General features: G+C 62.9%; 1 protein-coding gene. It reads right to left on the minus strand.

All coding sequences use genetic code 11. From position 1 onward, the window contains the following. Positions 1-168 precede the first annotated feature (168 nt). Complete coding sequence (locus FOY96_RS10970) at positions 169-18,174, minus strand: Ig-like domain-containing protein (RefSeq protein ID WP_143347040.1); 18,006 nt, start codon at positions 18,172-18,174, stop codon at positions 169-171. Positions 18,175-18,229 lie beyond the last annotated feature (55 nt).

The raw sequence follows: 18,229 nt of genomic DNA on the forward strand, positions 1-18,229 counted from the left end.
GTCCTGTCCAGAGCGGTAATTTCGCACTGAAATGATACCTTTACGGAATGATTAAAAATCGAACACTTTCTAAACGAGCCCGCAAAATAATCATGTGAAATATAGGGTTATGGCTATTCATGTAAAGAAACGCAAAAGGCCGCGGGGATCGCTCCCCGCGGCGTTGTTTTACGCAATTAACAGCTGATGGTTCGCCAGCAGCGTCGCCAGATCCGTCTGCACGCCGTTCAGGGTCACCAGCGTGGTTGGCGAGAACTGACCGCCGGTACCGTCCAGGTCAACCTGGATCTCGGTATTGCTGCCGTTCTGCACCACGCGGATGTAATCGCTGATATTGCCCGCGCTGCTGTCCAGGGTGGCGACGCCGTTCACGTAGCTCGCCGAGCCCGTGCCGGTATAGCCGCTGCCGGAGAGCAGATCGCGCAGATCAATGCGATCCGTGTCCGCGGTCCCTTCCCAGGTGCCGACCGTAAAGCCGTTCACCACGTCGTGACCGTTACCGCCCGTTGCATCCGAGGCGTTGATCAGCTTGTAGAGCAACGTATCGTGACCGCCGCTGCCGATGTTGAAGGTGTCGTTCCCGCCGCGGCCTTCGAACTGGTTATCACCGCTGTTGCCGGTAATGACGTCGTCGAAGTTCGAGCCGTTGATCCCCTCAATGTTGAGCAGTCGTGACGTTCCGAACCCGGTGTCCTGCGCTGTAGAAAGGCGCAAATCAACGGTCACGCCGGAGGTCGCATTGCGGTAATCCACCACGTCCATCCCGCCGGTGTTGCTCCAGGTGTCGTAGTCAGAATGGGTATTCCAGCCGCCGGAGCCGTTGTAGGTATAGGTGCCATCCTCTGCGATAAAGGTGTCGTTATACCCGGTCCCGGTGATCGTCCCGCTGTGGCCGCCGGTGGCGGCTTCGGCCGTCAGGACGTAGCCCTCTTTGCCGTTGCCCGCTTCCAGACCGCTCCAGGTGACGTTATCCGACACGCCGTTGGTGATCTTCAGGATCTCGGCCGAATAGGTTTCATTCGGATCCAGCCCGTAGAAGCTCACCAGCGCAGAAGTATCGTTCGACCCGATACCGGACTGGGCGTTGATGATCTGCGAGGCCACCAGCACGCCCGCGGCGTTGTACAGATTAACCGTGTTGCCGTAGTAGGCGTTGATGCCCTCGCTGTCGACAATGTGCAGGTGCATCGCGGTGCCGTCAGCAATGGTTTTGCTGTTTTGCACCAGCACCACCTTGCCGTTCTGCTGAGAGACCAGCAGATCCTGCGCACCGTCCCAGTTGTAGTCCACCGCCGCCACGCCGGTCGCGTAGGCAATACCGGACGCCAGCTGGCTGGAGGTCCAGGTGGAACCGTAGCCGTTGTTGGTAAACAGCGTTGCCGTCTGCGAGCCGCCGTAGGTGCTGAGCTTGATGATGTCCATCTGCCCGTCACCGTTCCAGTCCACCGCCACCGACAGATACCCCGCCGTGGCGTTAGAGGCTTCCACGGCGCTCTTGGTGGCAGAGAGCTTCCCGGTACCGTCGTTGTAGTAGATCACCCCGCCGTTGTTGTTGTAGCTGCTGCCCAGGTACAGATCCATGTAGCCATCGCCGTTGAAGTCCGCCCACGTCATGGACGCCGCCGTGGTGGTATTCGAGGCGTTTGCCACAAACACGTTCGTCAGGTTCTGACCGATAGAGAGCGTGCCGTTACCGTTGTTGTTGATCACGGTTAACGAGTACGCGCCGCTACGGTTGGTGTGCTGAACGATATCCACCGTGCCGTCGTTGTTCAGGTCGACGCCGGAGATTTCACGCCCGGAATCGAACTGGCCGTAGAAACCGCCTTCGCCACCGGTGCCGTCCGGCGACAGAACGCCGTTGTTGTTCACCAGGTAGGTCAGTGAGTCCATGCCGGCATCACCGTACGCCAGATCCAGATAGCCATCGCCGGTTTTGTCGTAGGCAATCACGCCGCCGTACCAGATGGTGGTGCCCATCGCCAGCTGGCTGGCGTTATAGGTGCTGCCATCGTAGGTCCACATCACCTGCGTTGACCCGGCGTAGGTATTTTCCGTCGCGAAGATATCCTGCGTGCCGTTACGGTCAAAGTCGGCGGCGGTCTGGCTCACCACGTAATAGCCGCGGGTGTTGGTCAGCGCATTTCCGGCATAGGTCGAGCTATCGCTGCTGGAGTATGACTGGCCGTTAGCAATGATATTCCACAGACCGCTGCTGTTCATGCCGAGGGTCATGGTGGAGTTGTTGCTGTTCCCCGCCGTGGTTGCCCAGTCGGTATTCACCGAGGTGGTATCAATCACCAGGCTGCCGGTCGCCGTACCGGTGGTATTGCCGTTCCCCGCGCTGCTCTTCACCTGCGCCGTCACGCTGTAGCTCGACACGCTCAGCGCATCGCCGTCCGGGATCTGCAGATACCAGGTGTTGTGATCCGGATCGACCACCACCGCACCGCCGGTCTGGGAGGTGTAGGTTTTTCCGTTCACCGTTACCACCAGGTATTCACCGTTCACCAGGTCAGCGGAGACGGTACCGCTGACAATCGGCGTGGTGTCCGACGTGGTCTGCGCGGTAATCGCCGCCGTGGTGGTCGGGATGCTGGTATCAACGTTCAGCACAAAGCCGTCGGATTCCGTGTAGTTACCGGCCTTATCGGTGACGCGCACAATGTAGGTGTGGTTGCCGTCGCTCAGGCCGTTGTCCTGGAAGGACCAGCTTGCGCTGCCGTTCATGGTCACCTGGCCGAGCAGGACCCCGTCACGGTAGAGCTGCACAATTTCACCGTCGTCCGGGGCGCGGTTAAGCGTACCGTTGATCAGCGGCGAGTTATCGTCCGTTGCCACCGCGCTGCCAAAGGTCCCCTGACGCTCGCCTTCGCCGTCGGTATAGCTCACTACCGTGCCTACGGTGGCTGGCGGCGTGGTGTCCACCGTCACCACCTGAGAGGCGGTGGAGCCGACGTTGCCCGCCTGGTCGATAATCCTCACCTGGTAGGTGTAGTCCCCGTCAGCCAGATCGCGGGTATCGGTGTAGCTCCAGCGCTGGTTGGTGACCGTGGCATCTGACCAGGTGTTCCCGCCGTCCAGGCTGATCTGTACGCGCTCGTCGTTTGCCAGCGCGCTGCCCAGCGAACCGTTGATGGTCAGCGTGGTGTCCATGGTGATGAAATCACTCCCGGACTGGCCGGTATCTTCGCTGATGCTGTCGATGGTGACGCCGTACTGCGGCGCCTGCGTATCCACCGTCACCGCCTGCGCGGCGGTTGCCCCGACGTTCCCCGCCTGGTCGACGACCCGCACCTGGTAGTTATGGCTGCCGTCGGTCAGGGTACGCGTGTCGCTGTAGCTCCACTGCGTACCGCTGACGGTGGCGTACACCCATGTCGTGCCGCCGTCCATGCTCACCTGCACGAATTCACCCGCGCCAAGCTCTGCGCCGAGCGTTCCGTGCAGCGTGTACGAGGTTGAACTGGTCAGGAAGTCGTTATTGTCGAAGCCGGTATCCACGGTGATGTTATCCACGGTCACCGTAATCGCCGCATCCGGGGCGACCGTATCGACGGTCACCTGCTGATGGGCGCTGGCCCCCACGTTGCCCGCCGCATCCACCACGCGAACGTAGTAGTCATAGGTCTGGTTACCCAGCGTGCGGCTATCGACGTAGTACCAGCTGTTGCCGGTAACAATCACGTTCTGCCAGGTGACGCCGCCGTCGATGCTGATCTGGGCATATTCGCCGTCGGCCAGCGTCGCGCCGAGCGAGCCGTGCAGCGTCAGGGACGTATCGTTAGTGACAAAGTCGCTGACGCTCAGGCCGGTATCGTCGCTGATGCTGTCGATAGCGATGGTTTTGCTCGCGTCCGGCGCAACCGTATCAATGGTCACCACCTGGCTGGCGGTGGCGCTGATATTGCCCGCGTCGTCAATCACGCGCAGCTGGTAGTTGTAATCCCCGTCGGCCAGCGTGCGGCCATCGACATAGGTCCAGCTCAGGCCGCTGACGCTGACGTCTGTCCAGGTAACGCCGCCGTCGAGGCTGATCTGCGCGTGGTCGCCGCTGCCCAGCGCCGCGCCGAGCGTCCCTTTCAGGCTGATCTGGCTGTCGCTGGTGATAAAGTCGCTGCCGGACAGACCCGTATCCTGGGTGATGGAATCCACGGTAATGGTCGTCGCCGCAGGCTTCGTCTGATCGATCACCACGTCCTGGCTGTCCGTCGCCCCCACGTTGCCCGCGTTATCGATAACGCGCACCTGGTACTGATACGTACCGTCCGTCAGGGTGCGGCCATCGGTGTAGCGCCAGGTGGTGCCAGTCACGGTCAGGTCAATCCAGGTGGTGCCGCCGTCGAGGCTGATCTGCGCCTTCTCGTTATTGCCGAGCTGCGCGGTCAGCGAGCCGTTGACCACCACCTGGCTATCGTTGGTGATGAAATCACTCGCGCTGAGGCCGGTGTCGTTTTGCAGCGAATCAATGCTGATGCTCATCGACGGCGCGGTGAGATCCACGGTGACGGTGTGGTTATCGCTGCCGCTGTTGCCGATGGTGTTGCTGACCTGCGCGTTAATGACGTACGAACCGCCGTCCGCCAGCGCGGCCACGTCTGCGCTGCCCACCGTATAGCTCCAGCTGCCGTCATTCTGGACGGTCGCCGTGTAGGTTTTACCGTTCAGCGTGATGGTCACCGTCTGGCCCGCCGGGGCGTCGGTGGTGCCGCTGATGACCAGCGGCGTGCCGTGCTCGGCGGCGTTGACGATATCGTCCTGCGCAAAGGTGTTGATGGTGATGGTTGGGACATCGCCGTTCAGCGTCACGTCGTGCGTCGCGCTGCCCGGGTTGCCCGCCCTGTCGCTTACCGAAGCGGTGATGGTGTAATCCCCGTCGCTCAGGCCGAGGAAATCACGGCCCGGCACGAAGACCGACCAGGATCCGTCCGCCCCGACGGTCGCCTGATAGCTGTGCCCGTTGAAGGAGACGGTCACCGTCTGGCCCTGTTCCGCCGTGGTGGTGCCGCTGATGGTCTGGCCCGCCAGCTGCTCCGCGTTGTTGACGATATCGTCATCGGCCACGGTGCTGATGGTCACGGTTGGCGCGACGGTATCGACCGTTAAGGTGTGCGTGGTCTGGCCGTTATTACCCGCTTTATCGTCGACCGAGGCGGTCACCGTCAGCGCGCCCTGGCTCAGCGCAGCCAGATCGGCAGCCGGAACATCCAGCGTCCACGTCCCGTCGTTCGCGACGGTGGCAGTGTAGGTTTTTCCGCCCAGCGTTACGGTGACGGTCTGGCCCGCTTCCGCGCTGGAAGAGCCGTGCACGGTCAGCGGCTGCTGCGCTTCAAGCGCGTTCAGCATGTCGTCACCCGACAGCGTCGCAATGCTCACGACCGGCGCGGTGGTATCCACGCTGATGCCGTGGGTCGCCGACGCGCTGTTGCCCGCGCTGTCCTGTGCCGAGACGGACACCTGGTAGCTCGCGCCATCGGCCAGGGCACCCACGTCGGCGGCCGGAACGGTGGTCGTCCAGCTGCCGTCGCTCTGGATGGTGGCCGTATAGCTCTTGCCGTTCAGCGTCACGGTGACCTGCGTACCGCTGGCGAACTGGGCGCTGGAGCCGTTAATTACCAGTGCCGAACCGGCTTCAGCCGCGTTGATGACGTCATCGCCGCTGAGGGTATTAATGGTCAGCGCCACGGAGGCCGTGTTCACTACCACGTCGTGGGTCTGGGTGCTGCTGTTGCCCGCGCTGTCGGTAATCGTCGCGCTGAGGGTCACGGTGCCGTCGGTCAGCGCGGAAATCACGCTGGCCGGCACGCCCACGCTCCAGTTACCGCTGGCGTCAACGGTGGTGGTGTACTGGTTCGAACCGATGGTGATGACCAGCTTATCGCCGACGCTCGCGCCGGTTGCCGTGCCGCTGACAATCTGCGTCTGCCCGTGCTCCACGCTGTTGATGACGTCATCGCCCGCGACGGCGTTAAAGCTGACGGTCGGCGGCGTGGTATCAAGCGTAATCGCTTTGCCCGCGCTGCCCGGGTTACCCGCGGCGTCGCTCACGCTGACCTGCACGGTGTAGCCGTTATCCGCCAGTGCGGACAGGTCTGTGCCAGGCACGTTCACGCTCCAGATACCGCCCTGCTGCACCTGCGCGGTATAGCTCTTCCCGCCCAGCGTCACGGTGACCGTCTGACCGACTTCCGCCGTGGTGGTGCCGGAAATGGCCACGCCCGCAGCCGCTTCGCTGGCGTTAATCACGTTATCGCCTGCGACCGTATCGATGCTCACGGCTGGCGCGGTGGCGTCCACGCTGTACTCGCGGCCCGCCGAGGCGCTGTTGCCGTGCGCGTTGGTGACGCTCACCTGCACGCCGGCATCGCCGTCCTTCAGGCCCGCGAGATCCGCAGACGGCACGGTGGCCGTCCAGTTACCGTCGGCATCGACTTTCGCGGTGTACGTCTTGCCGCCGAAGGTGATGGTAACGGTCTGGTTTTCCTCCACGTTCGAGGTGCTGCCGGACAGCACCAGAGCCGCGCCTTTCTCCGCCGCGTTAATCACGTCGTCGGTGGCAATCGCATCGATGCTGATAGCCACCGCTGACAGATCGACGGTCACGTCATGGCTGATGGTCACCGGGTTGCCCGCCGCGCTCTGGCCTGCAACGGTCACGGTGACCGTGCCCGCATTCAGCGCGCTAACGTCCGCCGCCGGGATCGCCGCGCTCCATGTGCCGTCTGCCAGCACGGAGGCCGCATAGGTTTTGCCGTTGACGGTCACGGTGAGCGTGGTGCCTGCCGCCAGCCCGTCGCTGGAGCCGGTAACGATCAGGTTCTGCCCGTGCTCGATGCTGTTGATCACATCGTCGCCCGCCACGGTATCAATGCGCAGACCCGGCAGGCTGGCGTCGATAGTGATATCGCGCTCGCCCGCGCCGGTATTGCCGTGGCCGTTGGTGACGGATGCTGACACCGTCAGGTCACCGTTGCCCAGCGCCGTCAGGACGGATTCCGGCACGTTCACGGACCAGGTCAGATCGCTCTGCACCGTTGCGGTGTAGCTGTTGCCGCCAATGGTGACGGTGACAGTATTGCCCGCTTCCGCGTTCGCTACCTTACCGCTGATGGTCTGACCCGCGGCCACTTCCGCCGCGTTGATGACGTTATCGCCCGCCACGGTATTGATGGTGACGGTCGGCAGCGCGGTGTCCACCAGCAGGGTCGCCGTATTACTGACGCTGTTGCCCACGCCGTTGGTTGCAGTCGCGCTCAGGGTGTAATTCGCTTCGCCCAGCCCCGCCAGATCCGCTGCCTGGACGGTCAGGCTCCAGGTGCCGTCCGCCGCCGTCGTGGCCGTATAGTTTTTGCCGTTGAGGGTCACGGTCACCACGGTGCCTTCCGCGAGGTTGGCGCTGGTGCCGCTGACGCTCAGGTCCTGACCTTTCTCCACCGCGTTCAGCACGTTGTCGCCGCTGATGGCGTTGAAGGCCACCGATGGAAGGCCGGTATCGACGGTCACGTTATGGCTGCCGCTACCTGTGTTGCCCGCCGCGTCGGTGACTGACGCAGTCACGGTCACGGTGCCGTCGCTGAGGCCGGAAATCACGCTGGCCGGTACGCCCACGCTCCAGTTCCCCGCCGCGTCCAGCACGGTGGTGTAGGTCTGGCCGCCGATGGTCACGGTGACCTTATCGCCCGCTGCCGCGCCGGTGGCGGTGCCGCTGATGATGTGCGCCTGGCTGTGTTCTGCGAGGTTAATGACGTCATCGCCCGCCACGGTGTTGATGGTCACCGCAGGCACGGTCACGTCCACCGTCAGATTGCGATCCGCCGACGCCGGGTTGCCCGCCTTGTCGCTGACGCTCGCCGTCACGGTGACGCTGCCGTCGCCGAGCGATGCCAGATCCGCCGCCGGAACGTTCAGCGTCCAGCTGCCGTCCGCGCCTGCGGTTGTGGTGTAGTCTTTGCCATTCAGCGTCACGGTCACGGTCTGGCCCGCTTCGGCGCTGGTGGTGCCGGATACGGTCAGATCGGACTGCGCTTCTGCGGCATTCAGAATATCGTCAGCCGCCAGGGTGTTGATGGTCACGGACGGCGCGGTCGCATCCACGCTGTACTCGCGGCCTGCCGAAGCGCTGTTGCCGTTCACGTTGGTGACGCTCACCTGCACGCTGGCGTCACCGTCCTTAAGGTGTGCCAGGTCCGCAGAGGGTACGGTGTAGGTCCAGTTACCGCTGTCGTCTACTGTCGCGCTATAGATTTTGCCGTTCAGGCTGATGGTCACGGTCTGCCCGGCTTCCACGTTGGTGGTCGCACCGGACAGCACCAGATCCGCGCCCTTCTCCGCCGCGTTAATCACGTCGTCGGTGGCGATGGCGTTGATGCTGACGGCAACGGTCGCCAGATCTACCGTCACGTCGTGAGTGATGGTGATCGGATTGCCCGCTGAGCTGTCGCCGGTCACGCTGATTTTGACGGTGCCTTCCGGCCACGCGCTCACGTCGGTGGACGGGATCGCCGCGCTCCAGGTGCCGTCCGCCAGCACCGTGGCCGCATAGGTTTTACCGTTGACGGTGACGGTCAGCGCCGTGCCTGCCGCCAGCCCGTCGCTGGAGCCGGTGACGATCAGGTTCTGCGCGTGTTCGATGGTGTTGATCACGTCATCACCCGCGACGGTGTCGACGCGCAGGCCCGGCAGGTTAGCGTCGATAGCGATTTCGCGCTCGCCGGTGCCGGTGTTGCCGTGGCCGTTGGTGACGGTCGCCGTTACGCTCAGGCTGCCGTTGCCCAGCGCGGTCAGCACGTCAGACGGCACGTTCACGGACCAGGTGAAGTCGTTCTGCACCGTTGCGGTGTAGCTGTTGCCGCCGATAGTCACGGTTACCGTGTTGCCCGCTTCGGCGTTCGCCACGGTGCCGCTCAGAGTCTGGCCTGCCGCCACTTCCGCCGCGTTGATGACGTTGTCGCCCGCCACGGTGTTGATGGTGACGGTCGGCAGCGCGGTGTCCACCAGCAGGTTCGCGGTGTTGCTCACGCTGTTGCCCACGCCGTTGGTGGCGGTCGCGTTCAGGGTATAGTTGGCCTGACCCAGACCGGCCAGATCCGCTGCCGGAACGGTCAGGCTCCAGGTGCCGTCTGCCGCCGTCGTCGCCGTGTAGTTTTTGCCGTTGAGGGTCACGGTCACTACGGTGCCTTCCGCCAGGTTGGCGCTGGTGCCGCTGACGCTCAGATCCTGACCTTTTTCTACCGCGTTCAGCACGTTGTCATCGCTGATGGCGTTGAAGGCCACCGATGGCAGACCGGTATCGACGGTCACGTTATGCGTGCCGGTGCCGGTGTTGCCCGCCGCGTCGGTGACTGACGCCGTTACGGTTACGGTGCCGTCGCTGAGGCCGGAAATCACGCTCGCCGGTACGCCCACGCTCCAGTTCCCCGCCGCGTCCAGCACGGTGGTGTAGGTCTGGCCGCCGATGGTGACGGTCACCTTATCGCCCGCTGCCGCGCCGGTGGCGGTGCCGCTGATGATTTGCGCCTGGCCGTGTTCTGCGAGGTTAATGACATCGTCGCCCGCAACGGTATTGATGGTCACCGCAGGCGCGGTGATATCTACCGTCAGGTTGTGATCCACGGACGCCGGGTTACCCGCTTTATCGCTGACTGATGCGGTGACGGTCACGCTGCCGTCGGTTAATCCAGCCAGATCCGCCGCCGGGACGTTCAGCGTCCAGCTGCCGTCTGCGCTGACGGTTGTGGTGTAGTCTTTGCCGTTCAGCGATACGGTCACGGTCTGGCCCGCTTCGGCGGTGGTGGTGCCGGATACGGTCAGATCGGACTGCGCTTCAGCGGCGTTCAGAATATCGTCGGTCGCCAGGGTATTAATGGTCACGGAGGGCGCGGTCGCATCCACGCTGTACTCGCGGCCCGCCGAGGCGCTGTTGCCGTTCACGTTGGTGACGCTCACCTGCACGCTGGCGTCGCCGTCTTTCAGCCCCGCCAGATCCGCAGACGGCACGGTTGCTGTCCATTTTCCGTCGGCGTCCACCGTGGCGGTGTAGTTCTTGCCGCCAAAGGTAATGGTAACGGTCTGGTTTGCTTCCACGTTCGAGGTGGTGCCGGAGAGCACCAGATCCGCGCCCTTCTCGGCCGCGTTAATCACGTCATCGGTGGCAAGCGCATCGATGCTGATGGCAACGCTCGCCAGATCCACCGTCACATCGTGGCTGATGGAAACCGGGTTACCGGCGCTGCTCTGGCCCGCAACGGTCACGGTAACCGTGCCTGCGGCCAGTGCACCCACGTCCGCCGCCGGGATCGCCGCGCTCCAGGTGCCGTCCGCCAGCACGGTCGCCGGATAGGTTTTGCCGTTGACGGTCACGGTCAGCGCCGCGCCAGCCGCCAGCCCGTCGCTGGAGCCGGTGATAATCAGATTCTGCCCGTGTTCGATGCTGTTGATCACGTCGTCACCCGCCACGGTATCCACGCGCAGGCCCGGCAGGTTAGCGTCTATCACGATTTCGCGCTCGCCCGTTCCGCTATTGCCCACGCCGTTCGTGACGCTGGCCGACACCGTCAAATCGCCGTTGCCCAGCGCGGTCAGCACGGATTCCGGCACGTTAACGGACCAGGTGAGATCGCTCTGCACCGTGGCGGTGTAGCTGTTGCCGCCAATCGTCACGGTCACGGTGTTGCCCGCTTCGGCATTCACCACCTTACCGCTGATGGTCTGGCCGGCTGCCAGCTCCGCCGCGTTAATCACGTCGTCGCCCGCAATGGTGTTGACGATCACGCCCGGCAGGACGGATTCCACGTTCACGGTGTGCGACGCGCTGGTATTGTTGCCGACGCTGTCCGTTGCTGAGGCGGTGACGGTATAAAGCGCCTCGCCCAGCTGACCGACCTCGTTCGCCGGAACGGTAGTCGTCCATTTTCCGTTATCGTCCACCTGCGCGCTGTACGCTTTGCCGTTCAGCATCACGGTCACCACCGCGCCTGCCGCCAGGCCGGAAGCCGTACCGGAGATCGTCAGATCCTGAGTTTTCTCGGCGTTGTTGATCGCATCGTCACCGGAAACGGTGTCAATGGTCAGCACCGGCGCGGTCAGGTTCACCTCTACGCCGTGCGTGGCGCTGTTGCTGTTGCCCGCTTTATCGGTCAGCGCCGCGGTAATAGTGTGATCCCCGGCGGCCAGCGCGGTTACGTCTGCCGCAGGCACGCCCACGCTCCAGTTGCCTGAGGCATCCAGGGTGGCGGTGTACGATTTGCCGTTGAGCGTGACGGTGACCACATCACCCGCCGCCGCGCCGGTCACGGAACCCGTGACAATCAGTGCCTGCGCATGTTCGGCGCTGTTGATCACGTCGTCGTCTGAAACGGTGTGGATGGTCAACTGCGGGACGGTGGTATCGACCAGCACGTCGCGATCCGCTGCGGCCGGGTTGCCCGCCTTATCAGACACGGCGGCGCTGATGGTGTAGTTGCCGTCGGTAATGCCGCTCAGATCCGAGGACGGCACGGTCACGCTCCAGCTGCCGTTTGCCTGCACGCTGGTGGAGTAGTCCACGCCGTTCAGCGTCACGGTGACGGTCTGGCCCGCTTCGGCGTTGGTTACGCCGTTAACGACCAGATCCTGCTGCGCTTCGGCAGCATTGATGATGTTGTTGTCGCTGACGATCTCAATAGATACCGTCGGCGCGGTCGCGTCCACGCTGTACTCGCGGCCCGCCGACGCGCTGTTGCCGTTCACGTTGGTGACGCTCACCTGCACGCTGGCATCGCCGTCTTTCAGGCTGCCCAAATCGGCGGACGGTACGGTCGCCGTCCAGTTGCCGCTGGCATCGACCGTCGCGGTGTACGACTTGCCGCCGAAGGTAATGGTGACGGTCTGGTTTTCTTCCACGTTGGTGGTTGAGCCGGACAGCACCAGGTCCGCGCCTTTCTCAGCCGCGTTGATTACGTCGTCCGAGGCAATCGGGTTAATGCTGATGGCGACTGCCGCCAGATCCACCTTCACGTCGTGGCTGATGGAAACCGGATTGCCCGCCGCGCTCTGGCCTTCCACGGTCACGGTGACCGTGCCCGCATTCAGCGCGCTGACGTCAGCTGCCGGAATGGCCGCCGTCCAGGTGCCGTCTGCAAGCACGGTTGCGGCGTAGGTTTTGCCGTTGACGGTCACCGTTAACGCCGCGCCCGTTGCCAGGCCTTCGCTGGAGCCGGTGATAATCAGGTTTTGAGCGTGCTCAATGCTGTTGATGACATCGTCGCCCGCCACGGTATCCACGCGCAGGCCAGGCAGGTTAGCGTCTATAACGATTTCGCGCTCGCCGGTTCCGGTGTTGCCGTGGCCGTTGGTGACGCTGGCTGACACGGTCAGATCGCCGTTACCGATGGCGGTTAAGACCGTGGACGGCACGTTGACCGACCAGCTCAGATCGTCCTGAACCATCGCGGTGTACGTATTGCCGCCAATTGAAATCGTGACAGTGTCACCGCTCGCCGCGCCGCTCACTTTGCCGCTCAGGGTCTGCCCGGCAGCCACTTCCGCTGCGTTAATGACATCGTCCGTGGCGACAGGGTTGATGGTGACCTGCGGCAGCGCGCTGTCGACCAGCACGCTGTGGCCGGTGCTCGCGCTGTTGCCCGCGGTGTCGGTTACGCTCGCCGTCACCACGTAGCTCGCTTCGCCCAGCGCGGAGACGTTTGCCGCCGGAACGCTGATGCTCCAGCTACCGCTGGCGTCGGTGGTGGCCGTATAGTTGATACCGTTCAGGGTCACCGTAATGGTGGTTCCGTCCGGCTGGTTGCTGGTGCCGGACACCAGCAGATCCTGGCCTTTCTCGGTCGCGTTGATCACGTCGTCAGCCGCCAGGGTATTGATGGCAATCACCGGTGCGGTCAGGGAAACGTCAAACTCGTGCGTCGCGCTGGTGCTGTTACCGGCTTTATCGGTGAGGGTCGCGGAGATGGTCTGTTCGCCGTTAACCAGCGCGCCCACGTCCGCCGCCGGAACGCCCACGCTCCAGCTGCCGGACGCGTCCAGCATGGCGGTGTAGTCTTTGCCGTTCAGGGTCACGGTAATCACGTCACCCGCCTGCGCGCCCGTGACCTTACCGGAGACAATCAGCGCCTGGCCGTGCTCGGCAATATTCACGATGTCGTCGCCCGCGACGATGTTGAAGCTAATCTGCGGTACGGTGGTGTCGACCAGCACCGAGGAGCCCGCGCTGGCCGGGTTGCCTGCCTTATCGGACACGGTCGCCGTGACCGCCGCGCTGCCGTCGGCGATGCCTGCCATATCCGCAGCCGGAACGTCGAGCGTCCAGCTGCCGTCCGCCTGCACCTGCGCGGTGTACTGATTGCCGTTGAAGATCACGGTGACCGTCTGGCCCGCTTCGGCAGTAGAGGTGCCGCTCAGGGTCAGATTCTGCGCCGCCTCTGCCGCGTTCAGCATATTGTCATGGCTGATGGTGTTGATGGTCACCGTCGGCGCGGTAGTGTCGACGCTGAATTCCTGCGCCGAAGACGCCGCGTTGCCGTTCACGCTGGTGACGGTTACCTGCACGCTGGCGTCACCGTCTTTCAGGCCGCTCAAATCGGCTGCCGGAACGGTCCAGGTCCAGTCGCCGTTAGCATCCACCGTCGTGGTATAGGTTTTACCCGCAAAGGTAATAGTCACGGTCTGGCCCGCTTCCACGCTGGAGGTGGTGCCGGAAAGCAGCAGATCCTGGCCTTTTTCCGCCGCGTTGAGCACGTTATCGTCGGTCACGCTGCTGATGGTGATGGCGACAGGCGCGAGATCGACGTCCACGACGGTGCCGATAGTCATCGGGTTGCCGGAAGCATCCTGCGCGCTTGCCTTGATATCCAGCGAACCGTCCGCCCACTGGGACACGTCGGCCGCCGGTACCGCCGCCTGCCAGGTGCCGTCCGCCAGTACCGTTGCGGAATAATCTTTGCCGTTGATGGTCACGGTCACGGTGCTGCCCGCCGCCAGATCGGTGCTGGTACCGGACACAATCAGGTTCTGAGCGTGTTCAATCACGTTAATTACGTCGTCACCCGCCACGGTATCAATACGCAGTCCCGGGAGCTGGGCGTCGATGGTGAAGTCGTGAGAAGAAGAGCCGGTATTGCCGTGCGCGTTGGTCACGCTGGCTGATACGGTGAGGTCGCCGTTACCGAGCGCGGTTAACTGGCTCTCGCTTAACGGCAGGCTCCAGGTCAGATCGTCCTGCACGGTAGCGGTGTACGTCTGGCCGCCAAGGATAATGGTGACAGTGTCACCTGAAGCCGCGTTCGTCACCTTACCGGTCAGGGTTTGCCCTGCCGCCACTTCCGCTGCGTTAACGATATTGTCGCCCGCCAGGGTGTCGATCGTTACTATCGGCAGGGAGCTGTCCACCAGCACGTCATGCGAGGTTGAGGCGCTATTGCCTGCGCTATCCGTGACGCTCGCCGTCACGGTGTAATGGGCTTCTCCCAGCGCGCTTACGGCGGAGGCCGGTACGGTCACGCTCCAGTTACCGCTGGCGTCAGCGGTGGCGGTGTACTGAATGCCGTTCAGGGTCACCGTAATGGTCGTGCCTTCCGGCTGGTTGCTGGTGCCGGAGAGCAGCAGATCTTCGCCCTTCTCGGTCGCGTTGATCACGTCGTCCGCCGCCAGCGTGTTGATACCGATGACAGGCGTCACGGTATTCACCACCACATCCAGCGAACTGCTTCCGGTGTTGCCGGATCGGTCGGTCACGGAGACGTCGATGGTCCAGGTGCCGTCAGTCAGTCCCTGCACGACGGACGCCGGCAGGCCAAGGCTCCAGTTCCCCGCCGCATCCACCACGGTGGTGTAATCGACGCTGTTAATGGTGATGGTGACCAGGTCGCCCGCGGCCGCACCGGTGACGGAGCCGCTCAGGATCTGCGCCTGTGAATGGGCGAGCTGGTTAACGGTGTTGGTGTCGGTGACAAAGTCGTTAATGGTCACCTGCGGTACGGTTGCGTCCACCAGACCCACGCGGTCCGCGCTGCTGGCGTTACCCGCCACGTCGCTGACGGTGGCCGTCACGGTCACAATGCCGTCGTTAAGGTCACCCACGTCAGCCGCAGGCACGCTCAGCTGCCACGTACCGTCCGCCTGAACCGTGGTCTGATACGTTTTGCCGTTCAGCGTCACGGTGACCGTCTGGCCAGGTTCCGCACTGCTGCTGCCGCTTAACAGTAAATCCTGCTGCGCTTCAGCGGCATTGATGATGTTGTCGGCGGTCAGGTTATCGAGCGTAATCGCCGGAGGCTGCGTATCCACCGTGACCACGCGCGCGGCGTCCGCGCTGTTGCCGCTGACGTTAGTGACGCTGACGCTCACCTGCGCGCGCCCGTCGATCAGGGTTTCCATGGCGCTGGCGGGTACGGTCAGGCTCCAGGAGCCATCCTGCTGCACCTGCGCGGTGAAGGTCTGGTCGGCGAATTTCACCACCACGGTCTGCCCCGCCTCCACGCCCTGCGTCTGGCCGGAAAGGGTTAAATCACCGCCTTTTTCTGCCGCATTCAGCAGGTCATCGCCGGAGACGGTATCAATGGTGACCGCCACGGCGTTCAGATCGAGTTCAATCGGGTGTTCAGCCGCAACGGGATTGCCCCAGGCATCTACCGCGCTGACGCTAACCGTCATGCCGCCCGCCGTCCAGGCCTGCAGGTCCGCCGCCGGAACGCCGATCTGCCAGCTGCCGCTGGCGTTAACCGCGGTGACGTACTCCACATTGTTGATGGTGACGACAATCTGCGTGCCCGCGGCCAGATGGGTGCTGGAGCCGGTGACGCTCAGATCCTGCTGCTGTTCGATGGCGTTGATCACGTCATCGCCGGAAATGGTGTTCACGCGCAGGCCCGGCAGCTCCGCGTTGATGTTGATATCACGCTCGCCGGTGCCGGTATTGCCGTGCCCGTTGGTGATGGACGCGGTGAAGGTTAAATCCCCGTCGCCGAACGCCTGAAGATCCGCTGACGGGATTTTCACGCTCCAGGTCAGGTCGCTGCCAACCGTTGCGGTGTAGCTCTTGCCGCCTGCGGTGATGGAGACGGTATCGCCCGCCGCCGCGCCGGTGACGCGACCGCTGAGGGTTTGATCGACGCCCGCTTCGGCGTTATTGACCAGGTTGTCGCCCGCAAACGTATTGATAATGACCTGCGGAAGAACGGTATCCACCAGCAGATTCGCTTCGACAGAACCGCTGTTACCCACGCTGTCGGTCCCGCTGACGCTGACGGTATAAAGCGTGTTCGCCAGATTCAGGACGTCGGAAACCGGCACCTGGACAGCCCAGATACCGTTTTCGACGGTGGCCTGATAGCTGACGTTGTTCAGCGTCACGGTGACGGTGGAGCCGTCCGGCAGGTTGCTGGTGCCGGTCAGGCTCAGCGGCTGCATCGCCTCCTGGGCATTCAGGACGTTATCCTGGCTGATGGCGTCAATCGTAAATTCCGGCGGATGTCCGCTCAGCGTAATGCCGTGCGTGGCGCTGCCGGTGTTGCCTGCCGCGTCAGTGACGGAAACCGAAAGCGTGTGGTTGCCTTCACCCAGCGCGCCCAGCACGGACGCCGGAACGCCCACGCTCCAGCTGCCGTCCGCCAGCACCACGCCGGTGAAGGTCTGGCCGCCAAGGGTCACGGTGACCACATCGCCCGCGGCGGCACCGCTCGCCAGGCCGGAAATAATGTGCGCCTGGCCTTGCTCGCTGATATTGAGGATATCGTCGCCCGCCACGGTATGGATGGTGACGATCGGCGCGGCGGTATCCACCGTGAAATCTGCCGTCACGGACGAGCCGTTGCCCGCTTTGTCGCTAACGTTAACCGTCAGGGTGTGATTACCCTCACTCAGCGCCTGCACGTCGTTCACATCAAGCGTGACGGACCAGGTGCCGTCGCTGCCCACCGTGGCGTTATAGTTTTTACCGTTCAGCGTGACCGTGACGATCTGACCGGCTTCCGCATTCGTTTTACCGGTCAGGGTCAGCGGCTGGCTGTGCTCAGCCGCATTAATGATGTTGTCCTGCGCGAGGGTATCGACAGAGAGGGTTGGCGCGGTGGTATCCACCCCAATCGTCTGGCTTCCGCTAACGGTGTTACCCGCCGCGTCTTTACCGCTAACGCTAACCGTCCAGGTTCCGTCGCCCAGCGCCTGCGCGTCCGCCGCAGGCACGTTAACACTCCACGCGCCGTCTGCCCCGACTTCAGCCGCGTAGGTTTTGCCGTTCAGCGTCACGGTGAGTGCGGTACCCTGCGCCAGGTTTTTGCTGGCACCGGAAAGCGTAAAGCCCGCGGATTGCTCGCTGGCGTTCAGCACGTTATCGCCCGCCGTGGTGGCCAGCGTAATGGCGGCGTCGGCGGTAGAGACCGTCACGGTGATACTGCCCGCAGAGGTGGTTTTACTGCCGTCGATCTGCACGACGGACCAGGTGTGTTCCCCGTCCGTCTGGGTCGGTAATATTACCGTCCAGGTGCCGTCTTTACCGACCATGGCGCTGGCAATGGTGCTGCCGCTGCTGTCTTTGATCTGGATGGTCGCGCCCGGCTGACCGGTGCCGCTAAAGGTTGGGTTGCTGTCGTCCGTGATCTCGTTTGCGCTCAGCACGCCCTGCTTGTCACCCGCTTTATCCGACAGCAAGAAGGTCGGCGTCGCGCTTTCAACGTCTTTTGTATTATCAATGACTTTTGTTTTAGTTTCGCCGTCACCGCCGTTTGCCAGCAGTGCCCCGATGGCACCGCCGCCTAACGCAGCCCCCGCAATCCAGCCCCACGGCGCGTCGCTTAAAACACTTTCCTGCTCGAGGAAAGGTTGAATGCTGCTAATCGGTGTGGCCTGCGCGGTTAACTCGGTCACCGCAACGCCTGACGCTTCCCCGGCATCGGCAAAAGAAATATGCGTCAGTTCCTGACGGTCGTTGAACACCAGCTCTGACTGATTATGCGTTTCTGGATCTTCGACAAAATAGTTATTGCAGCGAATAACGCTGCCATCTTTCATATAAATGAGGAGATCTTTACCCTGGCGGACATAACGCGCCACATCCTGAGCAGAGCCCTGGATTTCAATCACGCTCGGCGATGAAATAGAGACCGACAGATTTCCTTCGCCGGTTAATTTCGTTTTCTCCGCCGTTTTGCGAATGATGACATCAACAACTTTCATGTTACTCATATTCTTCTCCTTGCAGGTGTACGGATTCCTGTGGATATGTCCACCAGACGGATGT

It is taken from the genome of Enterobacter asburiae (assembly GCF_007035645.1).
In the GTDB taxonomy this organism is placed as follows: Bacteria; Pseudomonadota; Gammaproteobacteria; order Enterobacterales; family Enterobacteriaceae; genus Enterobacter; species Enterobacter asburiae_B.

Excerpts from the sequence above, each read along its gene's own strand:
- FOY96_RS10970 (WP_143347040.1), bottom strand. The coding sequence starts at position 18,174 with ATGAGTAACATGAAAGTTGTTGATGTCATCATTCGCAAAACGGCGGAG.